Source organism: Paraburkholderia sp. D15 (genome assembly GCF_029910215.1).
GTDB lineage: Bacteria > Pseudomonadota > Gammaproteobacteria > Burkholderiales > Burkholderiaceae > Paraburkholderia.
Genome location: NZ_CP110395.1, coordinates 4,303,406 through 4,327,296 on the forward strand (window position 1 = coordinate 4,303,406; position 23,891 = coordinate 4,327,296).

Sequence of the window (23,891 nt, forward strand, 5' to 3'; positions counted from 1 at the left end):
CCTCGCTATCACTGGATGTCGGAACCGCTGACGCCGGCAGGCAACGCCGGGGTCAGCCATGCCTGGCCGTTGAACGCGCCCATGTGGCCGCCGGAATGGACCACGAGTCCGTTCCGGTCGACCGTCACTGGGCCCCGCGCGCCGCCGCGCGCGGCCTTCGCGGTTTTCACGCCCGCCACGTATTGCGGGAAATAACTACCGAGCATGTCGTTCAAATCGGGCATCTGCGGGCCGCGCCACGCGATGCCGAATACCGTGCCGTCGGACGCGAGATATTCGTGGACCACCGTGCCGTTGCCGAGCGTGGTATCGCGCACGGTGTACGAGCCGGAAGCCGACGAAGCGGAGGAGGAGGACGAGGAAGAAGAGGAAGCACCCGAGGCCGCGCGCATCACGCTTTGCGCGGCGCCGCCGACTGGCTGGACGGTGCGGGAGGTGACCGAGGCATCGGCCGGCGGGGTCATTGGGGCGCCGCCCAGACCCGCATGGGCGGACGGCACGACGAACAGCGAACTGGGCAAGATGAGCGCCGTAACGATCCCGGCGCGGCGTACACGACTCCACATGACGAGGCTCCTCCCGAGCTGCCGCGCGGTTTGCACGAGGTGCAACCGGCCGCGTGTATGCAGATCATACGGCACCGCCTTCGCGGCAAGCGGGAGGGTTTCTCCTCAGCTTGCCACCGCCCGGCGACTGTTTTCACCGGGCAGCCGTGCCGCTGCTTGAGCTCGTAGTATGCCTGTGGTTTGTGTCGCTCGACAGAAAGCGGGCTCGAGGGCCCGCGCACTCACCGTTTCGCGATGCGCGCTGGTTCGGCCGGACGCCGCTTGCCGGGCGCCCCGCCGTCAGCCGAGACTAGAAGCCGAGGCTGGCCAGCAGATCGTCGACCTGCGACTGATCCTGCACCACGTCGGTCTTGCCTTCCGGATTGATCTGCGGACCGTTCAGCAGATGCTCCGGGCTGCCGGTCGGAGAAATGTCCGAAGCCGCCAGCGCCGCCGCGTTGGCCGCGAACTGCTCGCGCCGTTCGAGCGCGATGTTTTCGACCAGCACGCCAAGCAGTTGCTGCTCGATCAGGTACACGACGTCCGTGATCTTCTTGATGACCTGGCCGGTCAGATCCTGGAAGTCCTGCGCCAGCATGATTTCCATCAGCTGCGAATTGGTGGCGGTGGTCGCCTCCGGCACACCGCGCAAAAACGTACGCGTGTCGTCCATCAGCGCGCGCACTTCCTCGCGCTCGATCGGCGCCGCGTACCACTGCTCCCAACGCGCGTCGAGTTCGCCGGCATCTTTCTGCAACTGTTCCTGGATCGGCTTCGCGACGTCGATCGACCCCAGCACGCGCTCGGCGGCCTGTTCGGTCATGTTCGCGATGTACTTCAGACGATCGCGAGCGTCGGGTACCGCTTCGGCCGCACGCTCGACATGCTTGTCGAGCCCCAGCTCGCGCATCGAATCGCGCAGCGTGCGGGTCAGTTGTCCAATGCGGGCGAGGATGCGGTCGGACGCGAAGTCGCCGCTCTCGTTGACCGCTTCGGCGCCTTGCGCATTGGTCGGCAGATTCACATCAGCTCCCGGTCTTGGCCATCTTCTCGAGAATCTTGTTGAGCTTCTCGTCGAGCGTCGCGGCCGTGAACGGCTTGACGACATAACCGCTCGCGCCGGCCTGAGCCGCCGCGATGATGTTTTCCTTCTTCGATTCGGCCGTCACCATCAGCACCGGCAGGTGCGACAGGTTGGCGTCGGCGCGGATTTCCTTGAGCATGGCCAGACCGTCGAGGTTCGGCATGTTCCAGTCGGAGATCACGAACTCGTAGCTGCCGCCGCGCAGACGCGCGAGACCCGCCTGGCCGTCTTCCGCCTCGTCGACGTTCGAGTAGCCGAGTTCCTTGAGGAGGTTGCGGACGATCCGGCGCATCGTCGGAAAGTCGTCAACCACCAGAATTTTCATTCCCTTATCCATTTCATTCCCTTAGCTTGATCCATGGTGCGGCGCCCGATCGGATCGATCCAGCGTATCGAACCGTGTGTCGAAATGCCGCTTCACTCTACCCGGCCAGCATCATACCCGTTGCACGCGATCGCCCATCGACGACAGGCGCGCCATCACGCGTCGGCTCATCTCCGGCAACGAGGCAATTTCGTCCGCCGCGCCGAGCGCAATGGCTTCGCGCGGCATGCCGAACACGATACAGCTCGCTTCGTCCTGCGCAAGGGTATAAGCCCCTGCCTTTTTCATGTCCAGCAATCCGGCGGCGCCGTCGCGGCCCATCCCGGTCAGGATCACCCCGACCGCGTTCTTGCCCGCGTGCTGTGCGGCCGAACGGAACAGCACATCCACGGACGGGCGATGCCGGTTCACCGGCGGATCGTCCGACAGATGCGCAATATAGTTCGCGCCGCTACGGGCAAGCAACAGGTGAGCGTGACCGGGCGCGATATACGCATGCCCCGGCAGCACGCGTTCGCCGTGCTCTGCCTCTTTAACGGTAATCCGGCACAAACCATTGAGGCGTTGCGCAAAAGATTTTGTGAAGCCCGGCGGCATATGCTGCGCGATCAGCACGGCAGGCGCATCCGGCGGCAGCGGCACCAGCACTTCGCGGATCGCTTCGGTGCCGCCCGTCGACGCGCCGACGATGATCAGCTTCTCGGTACTGAGCAGCGGATTGTTGAAAAGCGGCGCGGTGCCGACCGGCGCATGCGCGGCATGGCTTGCCGCGTGCTGCACCGGTGCGGCCTGGCGCACGCGCGCACGGGCCGCGGCGCGGATCTTGTCGGCGAGCTTTTCCGAGTAGTCGAGCATGCCGTCGCGAATGCCGACCTTCGGCTTGGTGACGAAGTCGACCGCGCCCAGTTCCAGCGCGCGCAGCGTGATTTCGTTGCCGCGCTCGGTCAGCGACGACACCATCACGACCGGCATGGGCCGCAGACGCATCAGCTTCTCGAGGAAGTCGAGACCGTCCATGCGCGGCATTTCGACGTCGAGCGTCAAGACGTCCGGGTTGTGCTGCTTGATGAGCTCACGCGCGACCAGCGGGTCGGGTGCGGTCGCCACGACCGTCATGTCCGGCTGGCCGTTGATGATTTCCGTCATCAGGCTGCGGATCAGCGCCGAATCGTCGACGCACAGTACTTTGATCTTTTGCACAGCGCTCACGCCTCCTCTGTAGTTCTGGCGTTGTTTGAATTAATCGGGCGCGCGGCGGCGCCGAACAGTTCGACGCGCGGTTTGGCCGCGCCCGCGGCGGTCCCACCGGCGGCCGAGCCGAACAGCTCGACCTTCGGACGCGCCGCGCCCGTCGACGAAAACAGTTCGACTTTCGGCCGCGCCGGGGCCGTGGCGGGATTCGAGAACAGCTCGACCCGCTTGCGCGCGGCGGCGAGTCTCTCCGCTCGGGCTTCCGCGCTTTGCCGCACGAGCGCCTGCTCGCGTTCGGCCACGCCCGCTTCCTGCTGCAGACGCAATTTCTTCACCATCACCTGACCGGTGCGCGGCATGAACGCGACCTTGCGCGGATGCGAGCCCTGCAGGTCCTCGGCGACGATACGGATCTTTTCGAGCGCCAGGTAGCGGCGCACGAACTCCGAGTTGCGATCGCCGATGTTCATCGTCGTCATGCCGGCCAGCACCGCGCCGCCGCCGAACACCTTCGCCTCGAAGCGTTCGCGCCGGCCGCCGGCCTTGATCAGTTCGTTGATCAGCACTTCCATCGCGTAGGCGCCGTAGCGCATCGAATCCGATGCGGCCTGCGCGACATCCGCGCCGTCGTCGGGCAGCATGAAGTGATTCATCCCGCCGATGCCGGCCGTGCGGTCCTGAATACAGGCCGCGACGCACGAACCGAGCACCGTCACCAGCACCATGTCTTCGTGCGTGGTGTAGAACTCGTTCGGCAACAGCTTCACGCCGGGGCGCTGGAAGTGATTGTCGTAATACAGATTGGTTGCGATCGGCAGACGGCTGCTCATGCGGTCACCCCGCTCGTCGTGCGCGCGGGCGTCGTGCCGCTCGCTGCCGCGCGTTGCGGCTGCGGCGTGCGTGCGCCGGCCGCGTCGCGCGTCAGTTCATAGACGGTCTGGCCACGCAGCTTGAACGCCTGCGTGACGTACGTGAAGTTTTCCGAATGACCGGCGAACAGCAGGCCGCCCGGCTTCACCAGCGGGTCGAAGCGCGCCAGCACCTGAGCCTGGGTCGGCTTGTCGAAATAGATCATCACGTTGCGGCAGAAAATCGCGTCGAACTGCGTGCGCAACTGGTAATCGCGGTCGGTCAGGTTCAATTGTTCGAAGCGCACGAGCGCGCGCACTTCCGGGCGCACCTTGACCATGCCGGCGTGCGCGCCGGTGCCCTTCAGAAAGAACCGCTTCAGCCGCTCGGGCGACAGATGCTTGACCTGGTCGAACTGATACATGCCAGCCGCGGCCTTGGCGAGCACCTGGGTGTCAATGTCGGTGGCGAGCACCGACGCCTGGCGCGCACCGCTGTCGCCGAGCGCTTCGATCAGCGTCATCGCGATCGAATACGGCTCCTCGCCGGTGGACGCGGCCGAGCACCACACCGAGACCGGCTGCGGACGGCGCGGCACGAACTCGGCCAGAATCGGAAAGTGATGCGCCTCGCGGAAGAACGCGGTCAGGTTGGTGGTCAGCGCATTGGTGAAGGCTTCCCACTCGGCCGGATCGTTCTCCGCTTCGAGCAGATCGAGATACTGCCTGAACGTATCGAGACCGCGGGCGCGCAGACGTCGCGCGAGACGGCTGTAGGCCATGTCGCGTTTGTGATCCGACAGCGAAATGCCCGCGCTGCGATGAATCAGCTCGCGGATGCGAGCGAAGTCCGCCGACGTGAACTCGAAGTCCCGTCCCTGTTCACCGGATCTAACCGGTTCCGCCCGCTCGGGGCGTTGCTGTGCGCGCGTTGCCATCATGAGTGTTCCTGCCTGCGATACGAGCCATCCCGCTTGTTGCCCGGAGGGTGTCTCCGGACACAAGGGATTGTGTTCGCGGGGTCGCGCCCGCCCGCGAGTTCTGCCAACACACAGTCGGCCCGCGACACGCCTTGTAAGCGTGCTTCGATGATTCGCCCCTCATGGAGCGAGATGCCGAATGACTGCATGTCGATGTGCCATGTCCTAGAACGTTTCCCAGTCCGCGTCCGAGCCGGCCGTGGCCACGCTCGATGCGGCCGGGCGCGCCACGGATTCGGCGGACGGACGAACCGTCTTCGGCCTGAGCGCCGGTTCGACGCGCGTGCTGCCGGCGTCGTGCGCGACGGCCGCCGGAGCGGCGTGCGCGGCCGTGGCCGTTGCTGTCGCCGCATGGGCAGCTTGCGGTGCGGCTTGATGCGTTGCCGCGCCGGCGCTCGCTGCCTGATTACCTGCTGCCCCTGCTGCCTGCGGTGCGGCCGGTGCGGTTTTACCCGCCGGCTTGCGGCTGGCGTTGCCGCCGTGATGGGCGACAGGGTTCGGGACACTGCGCGCCGTCACCGGAGCACGTGCCGCCGTTGCGCCGCTGCGCGTCGTGCCGCCGGCCACCTTCCAGCCGCTCAGCACCGCCTGCAACTGGCGCGTCTGATCTTCGAGCGACGCCGCCGCGGCTGCCGCCTCTTCCACCAGCGCGGCGTTCTGCTGCGTGACTTCGTCCATCTGCACGACCGCGCGGTTGACCTGCTCGATGCCGCCCGACTGCTCTTCCGAGGCCGCGCTGATCTCGCCCATGATGTCCGTCACGCGGCGCACCGCCTGCACGATCTCGTCCATCGTGGTGCCCGCGCGGCCGACCAGCGTCGAGCCGCTTTGCACCTTGTCGACCGAGTCGCCGATCAATTCCTTGATTTCCTTCGCGGCGCTCGCGCTGCGCTGCGCAAGGCTGCGCACTTCGCCCGCCACCACCGCGAACCCGCGGCCCTGCTCGCCGGCGCGGGCGGCTTCGACCGCCGCGTTCAGCGCGAGAATGTTCGTCTGGAAGGCAATCCCTTCGATCACGCCGATGATGTCGACGACCTTGTTCGAGCTGGTCGCGATGTCCTGCATCGTCGTGACGACCTGGCTCACCACGTCGCCGCCGCGCGTGGCGATGTCCGACGCGTTGACGGCCAGCTGGCTCGCCTGACGCGCGTTCTCGGCGTTCTGCCGCACGGTGCCCGTCAGCTGTTCCATGCTCGACGCGGTTTGCTGAAGCGAGGCCGCCTGCTGTTCGGTGCGTTGCGACAGATCGGTATTGCCCATCGCGATTTCGCGCGCGCCGGTGTCGATCGACTCGGTGCTGCCGTGCACGGCCTTCACCATCGTCGCCATGCTTTCCTGCATCCGCTTGATGCCGGAAAACAGCACGCCGATCTCGTTGCGGCTGAACACCTGGATCGTCTCGGACAGATCGCCCGACGCGATCCGCTCGAAGCAGGCGGTCGCATCCTTCAGCGGCTGCACGATCAGGCCGCGCAACGCGAAGCGGATGCCCACCACGAGCAGCAGCGCGAACGCCGTGAACGCGACGATCAAGGTGGTCATCAACGAGATGTTCGACTGCGCGAGCGCCTGCTGATCCACCGCGCTTTGCTGCAATGCCTTGACGACCGCCGTTGCGGCGCCGTCGTAGGCGATGAACATCGGGCTGATCTTCGTGTCGGCGATCGCGTGATACGCGGCGAGGTCGTTCGCGTTCAACGCCGCGAACTCCGGATCGACGCCGTCGCGCATCACCGCCGTGCGCTTGGCGAGCACGTCGTCGAGCAGCGCCTGGTCGATACCGGCCTTCGGCGCGTCGAGATAGGCCTGCCAGCTCTGGTTGCCCTTGGTCAGCAGTTCCTGCGCGCGGTCGATCGCCTTCTTCGCTTCGTCCGTATTACCGGCCGCGGACAGCGTGTTGAAACGGTCCACCGCGAGACGCGAGCGCAACAGATAGGCGGAGGCATCGTCGAGCGCATGAATCGCGACCAGATCGCCGCGCGCAATGCGGTCGAGCGACTGGCTCGCGCGATTCAGCGCGGTTAGTCCGAGCGCACCGACCACCACGGTCAGCGCCGCGAGAACGACGCCTACCATCGTCAACGTCGTACGAATCGACCACCTGCTCAGCATCTCGATGCCCCCTGTCCCAATCTGTCGTTAAGTTCGCTGGTTAGACGCCGAGCGTTTCGATCAGCGCCATTTCGCGGCTGGTCATCAGCTTTTCGATGTCCATCAGGATCAGCATGCGGCCGTCGACGGTGCCCAGACCCGTGAGGTACTCGGTCGTCAGCGTCGCGCCGAATTCCGGCGCCGGCATGATCTGGTCGGTGGCGAGCGTCAGCACGTCCGACACGCCGTCCACCACCATCCCGACCACGCGATGCGCGACGTTCAGGATGATCACGACCGTCTGATGGTCGTACTCGACGCGGCCCAGATGGAACTTGATGCGCATGTCGACGATCGGCACGATGATGCCGCGCAGATTGATCACGCCCTTGATGAACTCGGGCGCATTGGCGATCCGCGTGACGTTGTCGTAGCCGCGGATTTCCTGCACCTTGAGAATGTCGATGCCGTACTCTTCGGCGCCGAGCGTGAAGACGAGGAATTCCTGACCGCCGGCGTCCGCCTGCTGTGCGTCGCGGCGGGCGCCCACGCTCGAATTGATGGATTGGACTTCTGCCACGTTAGCCCCCAAACGGTTGGGATGAATTGAGTTGAGTAAGCGGAGTTGCCGGCGTTACCGGCGTAAAGCCAAATGTCGCGATCGTCATGCGAGACTCATTGCGCCGTGCGCGTGACGTGTTTCGCGGTTCAGGGCCGCCACGTCGACGATCAGCGCGACGCTGCCGTCGCCGAGAATGGTCGCCGCCGAAATGCCGTGCACCTTGCGGTAGTTGGTTTCCAGATTCTTCACGACCACCTGCTGCTGGCCGACCAGTTCGTCGATCAGCATCGCGAAGCGACGGCCTTCGGTCTGCATGATGGTGACGATGCCCTGGGTCGGCTCCTGCTTCGCGTCGTCGACGTTGAACACTTCGTGCAACGCGACCAGCGGCAGGTATTCGCCGCGCACGCGCACCACGCGCTCGCCGTTGGCGACCGTGTAGATGTCCTCGGCCTGCGGCTGCAGCGACTCCATCACGAAGTTCAGCGGCAGGATGAAGATTTCGCTGCCCACCTTGACCGACATGCCGTCGAGAATCGCCAGCGTGAGCGGCAACACGATGCGCGTGGTGCTGCCCTTGCCGGCGTGCGAGGTGATTTCCACGTGACCACCCATCGACTGGATGTTCCGCTTCACCACGTCCATGCCGACGCCACGGCCGGAGACGTCCGTGACCTGCTCCGCCGTCGAGAAGCCCGGCAGGAAAATCAGGTTCCAGACTTCCTCGTCGGTCATCGTGTCGCTGACCTGCATGCCTTGCTTGGCCGCCTTCGCGAGAATCTTGTCGCGGCGCAGACCCGCGCCGTCGTCGCTCACTTCGATGACGATGTTGCCACCATGATGCGCGGCCGACAGCACCAGTTGACCGGTCGAATCCTTGCCCGCCGCGCGCCGCGCTTCCACGGTTTCGATACCGTGGTCGAGACTGTTGCGCACGAGGTGAGTCAACGGATCGATGATCCGTTCGATCAGGCTCTTGTCGAGTTCGGTCGCCTGACCGAAGGTGACGAGTTCCACTTCCTTGCCGAGTTTCGCCGCCAGATCGCGCACCAGTCGCGGGAAGCGGCTGAACACGTAATCCATCGGCATCATGCGGATCGACATCACCGCTTCCTGCAGATCGCGCGCGTTGCGCTCGAGTTGCGCCATGCCGTTGAAGAGCCGGTCGTGCAGCGCCGGATCGAACGTGCTGGTGGTCTCCGCAAGCATTGCCTGGGTGATCACCAGTTCGCCGACCAGGTTGATCAGCTGATCGACCTTCTCCACGCCGACGCGAATCGAACTGCCTTCCGCGCCGCCTGCCGCCGCGGCCGGACGCGCCGCCGCCTTGCGATCCTGCTCGGCGGGCGCGGCGGCCTGAGCCGCCGGTGCCGCGCTGGCGGCCGGTGCGCTCGGCGCCGCGGCAGCTTGCGCCGCCGGTGCGTCGAACAGACCGTGTGTCGCAGCGGGCGCAGCGGTGTGGGCCGCCGGGGCCGACGAAGCTGCCTGCGCCGCTGGTGCTGCCGTGTGTGCTGCTTGCGCCGGGGCCGATTCGGCAGCGTCGGGCGTTCCAGGTTCGCCTTGCTGCGTCTCGTCCGCCGGTGCGGTGCCGCGGCCGATCGAGATCTGACTTTCGTCGATCACGAAACAGCACACGGCGATGATGTCGTCGGAGGTCACATCGGTCTGGAGCCACAGCGTCAAATCGCCGCCGCTCTTGACCTGCCCGACGATGCTACCCAGGTTGCCGAGCTCTTCGGCTAGCAGTTCCTGGTCCTTCTCACCCACGCCCCGTAGCGTAATTTTCAGATGAGGACCGGTGCCATCCTGCGCGCCCGTCCCCGCGCCTTGCCCGGTCTGTGCCGGTTCGCCGTCATCCCATTCACCTGTCGCCGCCTGTACCGCCTGTTCGACGACATGTTCCGGTGCCGAGCCGTCCGGCACTTCCGCGACCGCCGCGACCGCGACAGGAGCCGCTGCCGGCGCCGCCGCTGCCGGTGCCGCGGGCGCGCCGCCCGCGCGGCTTTCCGCATGCAACTGTTCGAGCTTCGCGCAGATCGCCCTGGCGACCGCCGCGTCCGGCTCCGCGCTCGCGCGGTAGTCGGCGAGCTGGCCCGACAACACGTCCTTGGTTTCGAGGAACGTGTCGATCATGTCCTTGCGCAGCACGAGTTCGTTATTGCGCGCGCGATCGAGCAGCGATTCGAGGATGTGCGTCGTTTCCGTCAGCGCGGTAAAGCCGAAGGTCGCCGCGCCGCCCTTGATCGAGTGCGCCGCGCGGAAAATCGCCGCGAGGTCTTCCGGATCCGGATGCGCGATATCCAGATTGAGCAGCAACTGCTCCATCTGCGCGAGCAGTTCGTCCGCTTCGTCGAAGAACGTCTGATAGAACTGAGTGATGTCGAGTGTCATGCCTGGGTCACCGCGAGAGTTCCTGTCTACTAGGCTTGGGCTGCCGTGCCGCCGCGTCGTGAGCTTCTATAACTGGGTCTAAGGGGAGGGCTTACGCCTGATCCGGTTCGGCCAGCGCCGCCACCAGTTCGGTCAGCATGTCCGGGTCGAGCGGCTTTTCGATCCAGCCGGTCGCGCCGGCCTCCCTCGCCGCGGCCTTGAACGGCTCGCTCGATTCCGTCGTGAGGACGAGGATGGGCGTCGCCTGGTAGGCCGGGTTGTTGCGCAGCGCGGCGATCAGATCCAGGCCGGTCTTGCCCGGCATGTGCTGGTCGGTCAGCACGAGGTCGAACGACATGGCGAGCGCGTTTTCGAGCCCTTCGTTGCCGTCCGCCGCGAGCGTCACTTCATAGCCGGCCGTCGTCAGCGTCGCGGCGAGAATCTGCCGCATCGATGCCGAATCGTCGATTGCCAGGATATGCCTGATCATGAAAACCTCGCTGCACTTACGCTGTGGATCGCCGGGCGGTTCGCGCCATCGGGCGCGTTATCCGTCCAGGCGATCGCTGTCTGTTACTGGGCCGCCGGCGCTGCCGCCGGCAACTTCGGTGCAACCGTCACCGGCTGCGTAATCTTTTGCAGCAGCGGCTTGGAGCCGGCTGCGTCGTCCGACAGGGTGGTCGTGGTGGAATCGTCATGATCGAGCGCTTCCTCCGACTTCCTGTTCAACACGATGATGCTGATGCGGCGGTTTTCCGGATCCAGCGGGTCCGCCTTGTTCAGGTTCTGCGTCGACGCGAGACCGAGCACGCGCATCACCTTCGCTTCGTCCATGCCGCCGGCGATCAGCTCGCGGCGCGACGCATTGGCGCGGTCCGCGGACAGTTCCCAGTTGCTGTAGCCCTTCTCGCCGCCCGCGTACTGCACGGCGTCGGTGTGCCCCTGCACGATGATGCGGTTCGGCACGTCGTTCAGCGTGTGGCCGATTTCGCGCAGGATGTCGCGCATATACGGTTCGACCTGGTCTTTCGCGGTCGCGAACATCGGGCGCTTCTGCGAGTCGACGATTTCGATGCGCAGGCCGGTCAGCGTCGAGTCGATACGAATCTGCTGCTTGAACTGGCGCAGCACCGGGTTCGCCTCGATCGCGGCCATCAGCTTGACCTGCAGATCGTGCAGGCGAACCTGTTCGCGGCGCTCCAGCTCGCCCTGCATCTGCTTGAGCGAATCTTCGTTGCTATGCGAGACGGTGCGCTCGGCGCGGTTGTTCGAACCGTCGGTGGAGCGCGTCACGCCTTGCGCGTCGGTCGAAATGTCGCGGCCGCCGCCCTTCAGGATGCTGGAGTCTTCCGCGCTGCGGTCGCCGCCCCACAGCGTGATCTTCAGCGGCTGGTTGAAGTAATCGGCAATGCCCTTCAACTGCACCGTGGAGGCCGAACTCAGCAGCCACATCAGCAGGAAGAACGCCATCATCGCGGTCATGAAGTCCGCATACGCGAGCTTCCACGCGCCGCCGTGGTGGCCGGACTTCTTGGGCGCGCTGCGCTTGACGACAATGGCGCGGTCTTTGTCCTTGCTCATCGGATCGGTTCCCGGCGCCCTTTACTTGGCCTTGACGCGGCGCACGTGCTCTTCCAGCTCGGCGAACGACGGGCGTTCGGTCGAGAAGAGCACCTTGCGGCCGAATTCGACGGCGATCGCCGGGGCGTAGCCGTTCAGGCTGGCCAGAATCGTCACCTTGATGCACTGGAACATCTTGGTCGACTCGGTCACGCGCTGTTCGGCGACGCTCGCGAGCGGGCTGATCAGCCCGTACGACAGCAGAATCCCGAGGAACGTCCCGACCAGTGCCTGGGCGATCATCTCGCCGAGCACCGCGGGCGGCTTGTCGGCCGACGCCATGGTGTGCACCACGCCCATCACCGCGGCCACGATACCGAATGCCGGCATCGCGTCGCCGACCTTGGTCAGCGCGTGCGCGGGCGCCTCGCCTTCGTGGTGATGCGTCTCGATTTCCTCGTCCATCAGGCTTTCGATCTCGAACGCATTCATGTTGCCGCCCACCATCAAACGCAGGTAGTCGGTCAGGAATTCGATGATGTGCTTGTCGGCGAGGATCTTCGGGTACTGGGTGAAGATCGGACTTTTAGACGGATCGTCGATGTCGGCTTCCAGCGTCAGCGTGCCTTCCTTGCGCGCCTTGGCCAGCAGGACGTAAAGGAGCGCCATCAGCTCCATGTAGACGTCCTTGTTGTACTTCGCGCCCTTGAACAGGGTTGGAATGACGCGCAGCGTTGCCTTGATCGTCTTCATTCCGTTACCCAGAATGAATGCGCCGACGCCCGCGCCGACGATCATCAGCACTTCAACGGGCTGCAACAGCGCGCCGAGATGGCCGCCTTCCAGCGCGTAACCGCCGAAAACGGACAACAGCGTCACGAGTGTTCCCACGAAAATCAGCACTGCCGAGCCCTCACAAAGAAGCGACGGTGACCGTCGTTAAACTGGTTTACGGCAACGGAGCGGAAAACTTTGGCGGAAAAACGGCTCGTCGCTCCGGTGTAAACCAGAGGCGGATGCGCCGGCCGGTAAGTGGCCGGGGCGGTGAGACGGCGGGCCGCAGGGGCCGCCGCTCAAGGGATGCGGGCGGAACGCCGGGGGCGGCGGACCGCCTTGGGGCGTTGCCCGTGGGTCGCGGCGGCAAGCCGCCGCAGTCCGGCGTCGCGATGTGGCGCTGCGTCGGCGCTTGACCGGGATCAACCCGGGCGGCCGCCACGGCTCAGGCTTCGAGCGCGGCGAGACTTTCGCGGGCGCGCGCGTCGGCGACCTTGCGGGTCTTGCCGGCTCGCGACGGCGGCTGGCACAGCCCGCAGACGAACGCATGCTGCGGATCATGCGCATGCGCAACAAAATGCCCTCCGCAACGGCAGCAGGCGGTCATCTGCAGCATGCCGGAGTCGAAGAAACGCACCAGCGTCCACGCGCGCGTGAGGCTCAGCACCGGCTCGTCGTCGTGCATCTGGACGTGCTCCAGATACAGCCGGTAGCTTTTGACGATCGACTGGATCGTCTGGCAACCGCCGTGATCGGCCATGAAACGGTAGATGTTGTAGAACAGGGACGAGTGAAAGTTCGGCTGCCAGGTCATGAACCAGTCCGTCGAGAACGGCAGCATGCCCTTGGGCGGCGACACCCCTTTCAACTCCTTGTACAGCTTGATGAGCCGGTCGCGCGACAGACTGGTTTCCGCTTCCAGCAATTGCAAACGCGCGCCGAGTTCGATCAGTTCGATGGCCAGGGTGATTTCCCTGACTTCAAGCACCACACTTTTATAGGCCATCCGCGTGCCGGTCCCCCGTCCTGATCGCTATATATAACTGGCGGGCCGCCATCAGCCGAGTTGCTCGACCGGCTGGCTGGCCATCAGGATCGCGGAGTGCGCCTGGGCCACGGCGCTGGTCTTGCCCTTGTCCGCGAGCGCGGACAGCACGGCATGGTCGTCGAAACGGAAACGGCACAACACCTGATTGGACGCCGCCAGCTTGACGGTCTGCGCCAGAGACAGATTGGCGAGTACATCGGCTAACTGGTCCGAAATCCCCATGCGAAACATGCCCATCGGCTTGTCTTCACGCAGCAGACGCTGCGCTAGCAGGAGATAAGACAGGTTGACTTCTCTGATCTCATTGAGCATTTCGCTTGTCGCGCTCATTGATTCCCCCGGGGTGTATCTGGCTGGTCAGGCCGTTACGGAAACGTTTGCTCGAACGCGCGCAGTCAAACCGCACGAATCGGCTTCGCTTCTGGTCTTGCGCACATTGTCTCGAAAGGGGCTCAGAACGAAAATCGGACAGACACCCTGCCTGTGTGACGGATTAATCCGTCATTCGTGTAGGAATAATTCCTACAAAGGGCCTGTGAATGGAGCGGGGGAAAGGGGCAAATACCGCGTAATTTGCGTTTTGCGATGCGCTTTGAATATCCGCGGAATACCGGCACGCAGCGACTGGTGAGTTCCAATGCTGACCGGCTCGCACCTTTATACGGTGAGTGCGAATTATAAGACCATTTCACTTCTCCGCAACGGGCGTGGCGTGGGGCCGTCGCACCGGCCGTTCGGGCCCATGTCTTGCTGAAGGGGAGCGCAGCGTTTTATTAACAGGCCGGGCGCGCGTCCCGATTATCGGGACAGACGCCTTCAGCTGACCTGTAACGCGCCATGTTTCGCGCTGTAACAACATTAAGCGTTTGAAAAATAACTCGAATTGGCCCGGCTGATCCCGATAATGAACGCTAAGGGATTACCCGATGCAGGTTCGGAGCACCCCCGGGCGGCGGCTTACCGCGCCCAACCGTCCGACAGGCATTCGCTCTTCGCTCGACCCGAGCGCCGCTGTGCGAAGCCGTTCTGAATAGGAGAAAACGCATGCGAATCGCACAAATTGCGCCGTTGTATGAAGCCGTCCCGCCGAAGCTTTATGGCGGTACCGAACGTGTCGTGTCTTATCTGACCGAAGCGCTGGTCGATCTTGGCCACGACGTCACGCTGTTCGCCAGCGGCGACTCGGTCACCTCGGCGAATCTCGACGCCTGCTGGCCGCGTGCGCTGCGTCTCGACCCGACGATCCGCGATGCGCTCGCGCCGCACGTGCTGATGATGGAGAAGGTGCGCAAGGTCGCGCATGAGTTCGACGTGCTGCACTTCCACCTCGACTACATGCCGTTCCCGCTGTTCAGCACGATGGACACGCCGTTCGTGACCACGCTGCACGGCCGCCTCGACTTGCCGGAACTGCAGCCGGTGTTCGACGCTTTCTCGGATGTGCCGGTGGTGTCGATCTCCGATTCGCAGCGCGCCCCGCTGCCGCAGGCGAACTGGCTGAACACGATTTATCACGGCCTGCCGGAGCAGCTGCTGACGCCGCAGGCGCACAAGAAGCCCGAATATCTCGCGTTCCTCGGCCGCATCTGCCCGGAAAAGCGCGTCGATACAGCTATCAAGATCGCTGCACAAAGCGGTTTGCCGCTGAAGATCGCCGCCAAGGTGGACAAGGTCGACCAGGAATACTTCAAGCGCGAGATCGAGCCGTTGCTGTCGCAGGCGCACGTGGAGTTCGTCGGCGAGATCAATGAGGCGCAGAAGCCCGAGTTTCTGTCCGGCGCGAAGGCGCTGCTGTTCCCGATCGACTGGTCGGAGCCGTTCGGCCTGGTGATGATCGAGTCGATGGCGTGCGGCACGCCGGTGATCGCGTTCAACCGCGGCTCGGTGCCGGAAGTGATCGACCATGGCGTGACCGGCTATATCGTCGAGGACGTGCAAGGCGCCGTTGCCGCGCTTCAGCGTCTGGACGACCTGTCGCGTACCGAGATCCGCGCGCAGTTCGAACGCCGCTTCAGTTCGAAGACCATGGCGCAGAACTACGTGGATGGTTACTCGGCGCTGATCGAAGCGACGCGCCGCCCGGTGCTGCGTCAGGTGGCGGTGGGTTAAGCGGGTCAACCGGGCTAAGGGATGGGTTAAGACGCCAGGCCCTTGCACCAGCGTTGAAACGGGCGAATGCGAGTTTCGGTCAGGTTGAAACGCGTGTTTGCCCTTTTTCGTGCCGAATTCGTCGAAGCGTTCGACAGCGGCGTAAAGCAGGACCCCACCCGCTTTACGCCACTTTCCACGCCTTTTGCGATTCAGCGCACAAACCGCCCGTCGATTTGCTCTGAATTTGCGATGTGAATCGTTTGCGAGGGCGCCAAGTCAAAGTTACCTCGCGCTTCTCACAGAAAAGCCGCCTCTCGAGGCGGCTTTTTTAATGCCGGCATGGATACGCTTCCATACCGGATTAACACGGCCTCAATAAGACCGCCCGAGACAAACCTTCAGTTGGCTTTCGCGATGCCGCTAATCGACTTGCGTCACGCCGCGCCAATCAGAAAACGCTCGCGATTCTTGCCGGCAATCCACTTGGGCGGTTTACCGCGACCGCTCCACGTATTGCCCGACTTCGGGTCCTGGTATTTTGCCGGCAGCGGCGCCTTCTTGGGCGGGCGTCCGCGCCGCGCGGCCACTGCGAAGCCGAGGTCTTGCGCACTCAGACCGTATTCAGCGATCTTTTGGCGGATGTCGGCGACGACATTGTCGATTTCAGTACGACGCGCTTCTTCCGCTTGCGCCTGCAATTTGGCGATCTGTGCCTTGAGATCTGCGTATTGAGACATCGTGGTTCTCCCCTTTTTTAGAACTCATTCGCTCGCAGACTAACTGCAATTATCGAAATTCGCAATGGCCAATAATACCGATTTAGGTGCTTATCCTCTGATAATTATTAAGCGTCGATGAATTGTAAAAGCGTTTATCGCGGTAATAATAGGTAAAACAGACTCCACTTTGACAATTCTTGACACCCATTCCGGCTGTCCTTGCCTAGAATTGCGCGTCCAAAGCAGGTACTGACGGCTTGTCATCCCGGCCGGCTGAAGCGCCATTCTTTTTAGGATTACCAATCATGCCGCTATCTAAACGTCTCGCCGCCGAGTTGTTCGGCACCTTCTGGCTCGTGCTCGGGGGCTGCGGCAGCGCGGTGCTCGCCGCCAACTTCGCCGGACCGGTTCATGGCCTCGGCATCGGCTTTGTTGGCGTGTCGCTCGCGTTCGGGTTGACGGTGCTGACCATGGCCTACGCAATCGGCCACGTCTCCGGGTGCCATCTGAATCCGGCGGTCAGCGTTGGACTCACCGTCGCTGGACGCTTTCCTGCCCGCGATCTGCCGTCGTACATCGTCGCGCAGGTGGCCGGCGCAGCGCTCGGCGCGCTGGTGCTGTCGCTGATCGCGTCGGGTAAGCCGGGCTTCGATCTCGTATCGAGCGGCTTCGCCAGCAACGGTTATGGCGACCGCTCGCCGGGGCACTATTCGCTCGGCGCGGCGTTCGTGTGCGAGGTGGTCATGACCGGCGCCTTCCTGTTCATCATTCTCGGCGCCACCGACAAACGCGCGCCGGCCGGCTTCGCACCGATCGCGATCGGCCTGGGCCTCACGCTGATCCATCTGATCTCGATTCCGGTGACCAATACGTCCGTGAACCCGGCTCGCTCGACAGGGCCGGCGCTGTTCGTCGGCGGCGCTGCGATGGATCAGCTGTGGCTGTTCTGGGCCGCGCCGATGCTCGGCGCGGTGATCGCGGGCGTGCTGTATCCGCTGATCGCGGAAAGCCGGCGCGGCAGCGCGCCAACCTTGGCGCTCGACTGACCGGCGAAGGTTTTGCCGGCGGTGGCGGAAGCGGGCGTCGCGGCGCCCCTCGTTCCCGCCGTTTGCACGCGCTCGCACAAAACGCCGCTGCTAGAATCGTGCGACTTCCCAAGCTCGCACAGGTACGACCGATGAACCGTTTCCGCGGATTTCTGCATGGCATCGCACTCGCTTTCGGCGGTTTGTGCATCGGCACGTTGACGCTACCCAATGCGCATGCGGCCGACAACCAGACCGGAGCGCAGACCGAAACGCTCGTCTTCGTGCGACACGGTGAGAAACCCGCGGCGGGCTACGGCCAACTTAACTGCCAGGGGTTGAATCGCGCGCTGGCGTTGCCGGCCGTGATCGCGGCCAAGTTCGGCAAGCCGGATGCGATCTACGCACCCGATCCCGCCCAGCAGAAAGACGATAGTGGCCATCCCTATTACTACATCAGGCCGCTCGCGACGATCGAACCGACCGCGATTCAATTCCAGATGCCGGTGCAAACGCCCTATGGTTTCGCGCAGATCGACCAACTCGGCACCGCGCTCGTCAATCCCGACAATCGCGGCAAATTGATTGTCGTCGCGTGGGAGCACAAGCTGATCGTCAAGCTGTTGCGCCAGATGATGAGCGCGCATGGCGGCAATGCCGCGGATGTGCCGGGCTGGAAGAGCGACGACTTCGACAGCATCTATATCGTCCGGCTCGACTGGCAGAACGGTGTGGCGCATGCGAGTTTCCGGCACGACCGCCAAGGGCTCGACGGCCGTTCGACCGATTGCCCGTGCGCGGCGTTGCCGGGTTCGGCTTCGGCGGTCTCTTCCGCTTCTTCTGCTTCCTCGCCCGCCGCGACGAAAGCCGCGAATTAAAACGGTAATACAGATGTAAGTCGCGATTACCACCGCCGCCGCGCAGTCGCTCGGCCCAGCGCTCGATTACGCGCATCCGTTCGCGGCGACGGGCGAAAAGCGCTTATGGAACAAAGATCTGGGCGAGATCGTATCGACTCGCGCTGCGTCCGGACGCACCCTTTAACAGCCTTTCAACCCTGCAAAGATGCTTGCAGTCCGTAACATCTCGTCGCAGTCCGCGCGCTCCTGAATGCGTACATTGGTCCTGTGCGACAAACCTACGTCGCTTCACAGGAGAACAACATGAAACGCATCGTCACTCACTTGCTGGTTGCCGCCGGACTCGCAGCGGGCGCATGCGGTGTCGCGCAGGCGCATACGGATCTGAACATCGGTTTGTCGCTCGGCGCGCCAGTGTACGCGCAACCGGCCCCGGTCTACGCGGCGCCGCAGCCGGTCTATTACGGCAACGGCGGATGGGATCATCGCGACTACCGCCGCGATTACTATCGCAACGATCATCGGTATGAGCGCGGCTGGGACCGTGGCGATCATCGCTGGGGCCACGACGACCGAGGCGGTTATCGCGGCGGATGGCATGGTTGATCGCACGGTGACGCGCGGTGGGATAGGCAAAAGCCTGTAGCGCCCCCATGCGAAAACGGCCCGCTTCCAGTTCGCTGGAAGCGGGCCGTTCTCACGCTGAATTCAAGGCTCGATCTCAGGCGGTCAATTCGTCGTCGATCGAAAAAAGCTTGCGCAGATGATGCGCGACACCCGCCTCGAAATTGTTGCCGATGCGCGGCACGTTCGGCAGACGCGTGATGAGATCGGGATTCGCGTTGTTCATCATGAACGGATGCCCGGCCGTTTCCAGCAGATCGATGTCGTTCATGTTGTCGCCGAACGCCACGCAGTGCGACGCGTCGACGCCGAGGCGTTCGAGCACGATCTGCAACGCCCGCCCTTTCGATACGCTCGACGTCATCACTTCCAGGCAGTCCGGCAGCGAATAGGTGACGTACAGCGTGTCGCCGAATTCGCGTTCGAGGTTCGCCGCGACTTGTGCGAGGTCCGCCGGATCGCCGATGTAGAGCGCCTTTGCGATGTCGCCGCCGTGGTAATTGACGAGGTCGGTGACTTCATAGGTGAAGCCGGAGTCTTGATGCAGCTTCAGCAACTCCGGCGCGTCGCGATCGATCAACCACGCCTGGTCCGCGAACAGGCTGACGATCACGCGGCCATGCTCGCCGACGATTTCCGGCCGCACGACGCGCCGCACGATTTCCGGCGACAGGTCGTCGGCATGCAACACCTCGTCGTCAGGCGTATGGATGCGCGCGCCGTTCGACGTAATCAGATACGGGTTGATTCCCAGCACATTCCGAATTCCCGCGACATCGCAATAGTGGCGGCCGGTGGCGATCACGAACTGCAGACCGTCGCTTTCCAGCTTGCGCACGGTGGCGACGGTGAACGGATCGACCTGGTGATCCGCGTTGAGCAGCGTGCCGTCGAGATCCGTGGCGATGACTTTGTACATGGTGTGAGCAACCGGGCGACGTCGAAACGCGTATTTTACCGTTGCCTGACGGTTTTCGCGGCGACGCGGGCCTGGTTGGACTTAACCGCAGCCGCTAATCGTTACCGGCAAGCCCTTCGGCAACTCGCCGCGCGAGCTGCAACCCGCCACGCGCGGAATCCGCCAACGGTTCGCGCAATCGCGCCTGATAAACCTGCGGCACGTATTCCCGCAACGGCGCGCCGAGACCACCGCACATCGCGACCGGCAAACTCGCCGACGGGTCGAGCGCGGCGATCATCTTGCCCACGTCGATCCCCGCTTCGCCCAGCAGACGCGCCGCGAACACATGCGAACGATGCGCGATGACGATCGGCGCGAGCTTCGCGTACGCAGTCTGATTGGCATCGCACAGCCAGACGACGAGGCTGTCGCGGTCATGCGCGCCGGTATGCGCGAGCAGCGCCTGCGCGAAATCGTCGTGCGGCACGCGGCCGTCGAGCGACTGCTGCGCATGCACGATCGCGCGCAGGCCGAGCCACGCGCCGCTTGCTTCGTCGCCCGATGGATAACCGAAGCCGCCCGCGATCCGGCATTCGCCACCGGCGTCGAGCACGGCGGCCACGCTGCCCGTACCCAACGCGACGACCACGCCCGGCGCACCGCCATGCGCGCCGAGCAGCGTGGTGTACGCATCGCTTTCCACCGCCAGCCCCGCCACTGCCGGCGCCTGTGCCCGGAACGCGGCTAGCCACTCGCGGTTGTTGACGCCGGCCAGACCGCAGCCGAGCACGCAGCGCGACCAGTCCAGCGCCACGCCGGCGCGGGCGAACGCTTCGGCGCATCCGGCCGCGATCGCCTGCCACGCGCGTTCGACGCCCAGCCCCAGTCCGGAGGGACCGCTTGCCGCCTGCGCCAGTTCGCGGCCTTGTGCGTCGCCGAGCACGACGCGCGTGCCGCTGCCGCCGCCGTCAATGCCGATCAAAAGAAGGTCTTGGTTCATCGAATGAGATGGGTCAGAAGGTCAACACCGCGTAGCGTGGCAGGTCCGTTTCAATCCCGCAATCGGCCGAATGGCCAGCTTGCGGCGTGCGACGCTTCGGCTATGCTGGCGGGCGACATGACAACGCGGGAGTACGGCCGTGACACAGCGATGCAACTGGGCGTCGAGCGAAGCGCTCGCACACTACCACGACACGGAATGGGGCGTCCCTTCGCGCGACGACCCGCATCTGTTCGAGATGCTGATACTCGAAGGCGCACAAGCCGGTCTTTCCTGGTCGACGATTCTGAATAAACGGGCCGGCTACCGGCGCGCGTTCGCCAACTTCGACATCGACAAGGTCGCGCGCTTCACGCCGAAACGGATCGATGCGCTGGTCACGGACGAAGGCATCGTGCGTCATCGCGGCAAGATCGAGGCGGCGGTCACGAACGCGCGCGCCGTGCGGCAGATTCAGGCCGAACACGGCTCGCTGGCGAACTTCGTGTGGTCGTTCGTCGACCAGACGCCGATCCAGAACGATTGGACGTCGTACACGCAGGCGCCGGCGTCGACCGAGATATCGGACGCGCTCAGCAAGGCGCTCAAAGGCTATGGCTGCAAGTTCGTCGGCTCGACGATCTGCTATGCGTTCATGCAGGCGGTCGGCATGGTCAACGATCACGAAACCGGCTGCATGTGCCGTGCGCAGTGCGCGGCGCTGGGCAAGAAAGGACGCGACCGCAAGGCAGGTTGACGGCGCAGTGCGCCCCGAAAGCTATCCGGCAAAACGAGACTGCGCTTTTCACGCGGCTCGGTCGTTATACGTATAGAAGAGCGATGAAGATGGGATCGGGCGTCTGCCGTTGCTGGTGACGGCGGGCGATTGCGGATGGCTTCAGCGGCCGGGGTTATACGGCGAGCGCACCAAACCGGCGAATTGACACCTTTTCGCCACGTTAGTCGACGCTTGGTAAAACGCCACACGCCCGATACTGATCGTCATGCGCTCAAAGCTCAAACAACGAATAACCGCTGCGTAACGCGTGGGAGACCAACCATGAAAACGCTTAGCTTCCTGACGCATCAGGATATTTTCGACCAGGCCGTCAGCCATCTGCTGGGCCAGAAACGCGCGGCGCTGCTGCCGCGCGGCGGCGGCGCCTACCGCGGCTATTGCGGCGGCTGTCCGGTCGGCAGTTTCATCAAACCGCGCGACTACATGACCGCGATGGAAGGCATCCCCGTGCGCTACATCGGCAAAACGCCGGTGCAGGTGCCGTCCTATATGGATGTCGGTATCGCCGCGCTGAAGAAAGCGCTATTGCGCGCGCGCATCAACGTGTACGACCCCGCCACCGTCGATCTGCTCAGTTGCCTGCAAAACGTGCACGACGTATTCGGCACGTGGGAATGGCACGAGCGGCTGACTTCGATCGCCCGGCAATTCGGCTTGTCCGCCGAACGGCTGAAGACCGCGGCGTAGTTTCGCGCCGGGTTCGTGACGGGCGTCCGCAAAACGGCGACGCCCTAAAAAACCACCCCAAAAAGCAAAACGGCGATGTGGCTTCTTTCGAAGCTCACACCGCCGTTCGGCCGTGCTGAAAAAGCGTGCTTAGTGCAGCTTCTTCGGCAGCATCTGGCTGCGCAGGCGCTTGTGCAGGCGCTTCACAGCAGCAGCCTTCTTGCGCTTACGTGCCGTGGTCGGCTTTTCGTACGATTGGCGCTCACGCAGTTCAGCGATCAGGCCATTCTTTTCGATTGCGCGACGAAAGCGGCGGATCGCCACTTCGAACGGCTCGTTTTCCTTCAGAAGAATCGTCGTCATGTAATTCCTAAATCAATCACTTGATACGGGTTTAATTGCGTGGCGGTATTGCCGCTCACGCGCCGGCCCTCCGGTCGTTTCAATGCATGGCCAGTAACAGGCAAACGCGGGTGGAACCCGGCCAAACCACGATTGAAACGGAGGCAAAGCGGCCACGGAGGCCGGAAAAGAGAGGTGGGGAGTTCACCGCCGAACGCGGACAGACGTAATGCGAAAAGCCGCGTCTGTTGCCGTTTCGCCAACCGTTCATCAACGAACAAACGTTAACGAAACAGGCAAAGATCTCAATTCACTCCCGATGATATCAGGAAACTCCCCATCCTACCAGGGGTTTAGCGTATACGCCAGGCCATCCGGCGGGCGTTCAGGCGCTTGCCTCGTCCAGTTCGCGCAGGTCGGCGCCCGTCAGCATCAGATGGACCGCCGCGGCGAGACTTTTCAGCTGTTCGACCGAGGTGGCGCTGGCAATCGGGGCCGTAACGCTCGGCCGCGCGATCAACCACGCCAGCGCGACGGTGGCCGGCGTACTGCCGTGCTGGTCGGCGACCCGATCGAGCGCGCCGAGAATGCGCAAACCGCGCTCGTCCAGATATTTCTCGACCCGCCCGCCGCGCACCTTGTTGGCCAGATCCGCCTTCGAACGGTATTTGCCCGAGAGGAAACCGCTGGCGAGGCTGTAATAGACGACCACGCCAAGCTGCTCGGCAAGCGCGACCGGTTCGACGTCGCTTTCATAGGCAGCGCGGTCGTACAGGTTGTACTCGGGCTGGAGAATCTGATATTCCGGCAAGCCATGCTGACGGGACACTTTCAGCGCTTCCTCGATCCGCGCGCCACGATAGTTCGACGCGCCGATCACCCGCACCTTGCCGGCCTCGATCAGCTTCTGATACGCGCCGAGCGTTTCGGTGAGCGGCGTGGCGCTGTCGTCGTCGTGAGAAAAGTAGATGTCGAGGTAATCGGTTTGCAGGCGCCGTAGCGAATCGTCGACCGCCGCCTGAATATTCGCCGCCGACAACCCCAGCCGCTGCGGATGCTTCGACACCTTGGTCGCCAGCACGATCTGGTCGCGCTTGCCGCTGCGCCGCAACCATTTGCCGATGATGGTCTCCGACTCGCCGCCCTGGTTGCCCGGCACCCACGCGGAGTAGACGTCGGCGGTATCGATAAAGTCGAGGCCGGCATCGACGAACGCATCCAGTATGGAAAACGACGTCGCTTCATCCGCGGTCCAGCCGAAAACATTGCCACCGAACATAAGCGGCGCGACCTGTAATTCGGAGCGTCCAATCTTGCGTTTTTGCATGATTTCTCCCGAGTTTGTTACGAGAAAAAACGAGAATACGCCCTCTTCCGGATCGCTGCAGCGAACCCGCCAAGCAAGGCTGCACGGGGCTTCCAGCGATGTGTCCGGATACCGCGCAGGCAAAACAATTGGGAAGACTTTGAACAAAGTGCCTCAAGTTTTTTTTAGAGGGGCCGTCAA

General features: G+C 63.7%; 25 protein-coding genes. 6 read left to right on the forward strand and 19 right to left on the reverse strand.

Features of this window, described 5'->3' with window-relative positions; translation table 11 throughout:
• Window positions 1-8 precede the first annotated feature (8 nt).
• From LFL96_RS18860 to flhD, 14 genes are all read right to left on the reverse strand, one after another.
• On the reverse strand, window positions 9-566 hold the full coding sequence (locus LFL96_RS18860) for a DUF2844 domain-containing protein (protein WP_280996719.1): 558 nt from the start codon (window positions 564-566) through the stop codon (window positions 9-11).
• A 289-nt stretch (window positions 567-855) separates the two neighbouring features.
• The gene (cheZ, locus tag LFL96_RS18865; RefSeq protein ID WP_280996720.1) at window positions 856-1,569 is read right to left on the reverse strand and encodes a protein phosphatase CheZ; all 714 of its coding nucleotides are present in this window, start codon (window positions 1,567-1,569) and stop codon (window positions 856-858) included.
• Between the two features lies 1 nt (window position 1,570).
• The gene (cheY, locus tag LFL96_RS18870; protein ID WP_280996721.1) at window positions 1,571-1,966 is read right to left on the reverse strand and encodes a chemotaxis response regulator CheY; all 396 of its coding nucleotides are present in this window, start codon (window positions 1,964-1,966) and stop codon (window positions 1,571-1,573) included.
• A 99-nt stretch (window positions 1,967-2,065) separates the two neighbouring features.
• Window positions 2,066-3,154 carry a chemotaxis response regulator protein-glutamate methylesterase gene (locus LFL96_RS18875; RefSeq protein ID WP_280996722.1) on the reverse strand — a complete coding sequence of 363 codons (1,089 nt, stop codon included), beginning with the start codon at window positions 3,152-3,154 and terminating at the stop codon, window positions 2,066-2,068.
• 5 nt (window positions 3,155-3,159) lie between these two features.
• Window positions 3,160-3,975, reverse strand: a complete 816-nt coding sequence (gene cheD, locus LFL96_RS18880; RefSeq protein ID WP_280996723.1) for a chemoreceptor glutamine deamidase CheD — start codon at window positions 3,973-3,975, stop codon at window positions 3,160-3,162.
• A complete protein-coding gene (locus LFL96_RS18885) occupies window positions 3,972-4,934 on the reverse strand; it encodes a CheR family methyltransferase (protein ID WP_280996724.1) in 963 nt (320 codons plus the stop codon). Before LFL96_RS18885 ends, cheD begins: the two co-directional genes overlap by 4 nt.
• A gap of 204 nt (window positions 4,935-5,138) precedes the next feature.
• Window positions 5,139-7,085 (reverse strand): methyl-accepting chemotaxis protein, encoded by a 1,947-nt coding sequence (locus LFL96_RS18890; RefSeq protein ID WP_280996725.1) that lies wholly within the window; start codon window positions 7,083-7,085, stop codon window positions 5,139-5,141.
• Window positions 7,086-7,125: 40 nt separating this feature from the next.
• Entirely contained in the window at window positions 7,126-7,644 is a 519-nt protein-coding gene (locus LFL96_RS18895; RefSeq protein ID WP_280996726.1) for a chemotaxis protein CheW, read from the reverse strand.
• A gap of 84 nt (window positions 7,645-7,728) precedes the next feature.
• Window positions 7,729-10,017, reverse strand: coding sequence for a chemotaxis protein CheA (cheA, locus tag LFL96_RS18900; RefSeq protein WP_280996727.1), 2,289 nt, complete (start codon window positions 10,015-10,017; stop codon window positions 7,729-7,731).
• A 91-nt stretch (window positions 10,018-10,108) separates the two neighbouring features.
• Window positions 10,109-10,486, reverse strand: coding sequence for a response regulator (locus LFL96_RS18905; RefSeq protein ID WP_280996728.1), 378 nt, complete (start codon window positions 10,484-10,486; stop codon window positions 10,109-10,111).
• A gap of 83 nt (window positions 10,487-10,569) precedes the next feature.
• Window positions 10,570-11,577: a flagellar motor protein MotB gene (motB, locus tag LFL96_RS18910; protein WP_280996729.1), complete on the reverse strand. Its 1,008-nt coding sequence runs from the start codon at window positions 11,575-11,577 to the stop codon at window positions 10,570-10,572.
• Between the two features lie 21 nt (window positions 11,578-11,598).
• Window positions 11,599-12,459 carry a flagellar motor stator protein MotA gene (gene motA, locus LFL96_RS18915; protein ID WP_280996730.1) on the reverse strand — a complete coding sequence of 287 codons (861 nt, stop codon included), beginning with the start codon at window positions 12,457-12,459 and terminating at the stop codon, window positions 11,599-11,601.
• Between the two features lie 316 nt (window positions 12,460-12,775).
• A complete protein-coding gene (gene flhC, locus LFL96_RS18920) occupies window positions 12,776-13,336 on the reverse strand; it encodes a flagellar transcriptional regulator FlhC (protein WP_280996731.1) in 561 nt (186 codons plus the stop codon).
• A gap of 51 nt (window positions 13,337-13,387) precedes the next feature.
• On the reverse strand, window positions 13,388-13,708 hold the full coding sequence (flhD, locus tag LFL96_RS18925; protein WP_280996732.1) for a flagellar transcriptional regulator FlhD: 321 nt from the start codon (window positions 13,706-13,708) through the stop codon (window positions 13,388-13,390).
• Window positions 13,709-14,422: 714 nt separating this feature from the next.
• On the opposite strand from flhD, the gene LFL96_RS18930 reads away from it, so the two are divergent.
• Window positions 14,423-15,487 carry a glycosyltransferase family 4 protein gene (locus LFL96_RS18930; RefSeq protein WP_280996733.1) on the forward strand — a complete coding sequence of 355 codons (1,065 nt, stop codon included), beginning with the start codon at window positions 14,423-14,425 and terminating at the stop codon, window positions 15,485-15,487.
• Window positions 15,488-15,903: 416 nt separating this feature from the next.
• Here the strand turns inward: LFL96_RS18930 and LFL96_RS18935 are convergent, their stop codons facing one another.
• Window positions 15,904-16,206 (reverse strand): H-NS histone family protein, encoded by a 303-nt coding sequence (locus tag LFL96_RS18935; RefSeq protein WP_035554438.1) that lies wholly within the window; start codon window positions 16,204-16,206, stop codon window positions 15,904-15,906.
• 287 nt (window positions 16,207-16,493) lie between these two features.
• Here LFL96_RS18935 and aqpZ point away from each other — a divergent pair, with 287 nt between their 5' ends.
• From aqpZ to LFL96_RS18950, 3 genes are all read left to right on the forward strand, one after another.
• Window positions 16,494-17,234 (forward strand): aquaporin Z, encoded by a 741-nt coding sequence (aqpZ, locus tag LFL96_RS18940; protein ID WP_280996734.1) that lies wholly within the window; start codon window positions 16,494-16,496, stop codon window positions 17,232-17,234.
• A 131-nt stretch (window positions 17,235-17,365) separates the two neighbouring features.
• Entirely contained in the window at window positions 17,366-18,091 is a 726-nt protein-coding gene (locus tag LFL96_RS18945; protein ID WP_280996735.1) for a histidine phosphatase family protein, read from the forward strand.
• A gap of 285 nt (window positions 18,092-18,376) precedes the next feature.
• On the forward strand, window positions 18,377-18,679 hold the full coding sequence (locus tag LFL96_RS18950; protein WP_280996738.1) for a PXPV repeat protein: 303 nt from the start codon (window positions 18,377-18,379) through the stop codon (window positions 18,677-18,679).
• A 115-nt stretch (window positions 18,680-18,794) separates the two neighbouring features.
• On the opposite strand, the gene LFL96_RS18955 is transcribed toward LFL96_RS18950, so the two are convergent.
• Together LFL96_RS18955 and LFL96_RS18960 are read right to left on the reverse strand one after the other, a co-directional pair.
• Window positions 18,795-19,616, reverse strand: a complete 822-nt coding sequence (locus LFL96_RS18955) for a Cof-type HAD-IIB family hydrolase (protein ID WP_280996739.1) — start codon at window positions 19,614-19,616, stop codon at window positions 18,795-18,797.
• Between the two features lie 94 nt (window positions 19,617-19,710).
• Window positions 19,711-20,598, reverse strand: a complete 888-nt coding sequence (locus LFL96_RS18960; RefSeq protein ID WP_280996740.1) for a BadF/BadG/BcrA/BcrD ATPase family protein — start codon at window positions 20,596-20,598, stop codon at window positions 19,711-19,713.
• 139 nt (window positions 20,599-20,737) lie between these two features.
• Between LFL96_RS18960 and LFL96_RS18965 the strand changes: the two genes are divergently transcribed.
• Window positions 20,738-21,334: a DNA-3-methyladenine glycosylase I gene (locus tag LFL96_RS18965; protein ID WP_280996741.1), complete on the forward strand. Its 597-nt coding sequence runs from the start codon at window positions 20,738-20,740 to the stop codon at window positions 21,332-21,334.
• A 303-nt stretch (window positions 21,335-21,637) separates the two neighbouring features.
• Entirely contained in the window at window positions 21,638-22,063 is a 426-nt protein-coding gene (locus LFL96_RS18970; protein WP_280996742.1) for a hypothetical protein, read from the forward strand.
• Window positions 22,064-22,192: 129 nt separating this feature from the next.
• On the opposite strand, the gene rpsU is transcribed toward LFL96_RS18970, so the two are convergent.
• Together rpsU and LFL96_RS18980 are read right to left on the reverse strand one after the other, a co-directional pair.
• Window positions 22,193-22,405: a 30S ribosomal protein S21 gene (gene rpsU, locus LFL96_RS18975; protein ID WP_006050883.1), complete on the reverse strand. Its 213-nt coding sequence runs from the start codon at window positions 22,403-22,405 to the stop codon at window positions 22,193-22,195.
• A gap of 364 nt (window positions 22,406-22,769) precedes the next feature.
• Window positions 22,770-23,711, reverse strand: a complete 942-nt coding sequence (locus LFL96_RS18980; protein ID WP_280996744.1) for an aldo/keto reductase — start codon at window positions 23,709-23,711, stop codon at window positions 22,770-22,772.
• Window positions 23,712-23,891 lie beyond the last annotated feature (180 nt).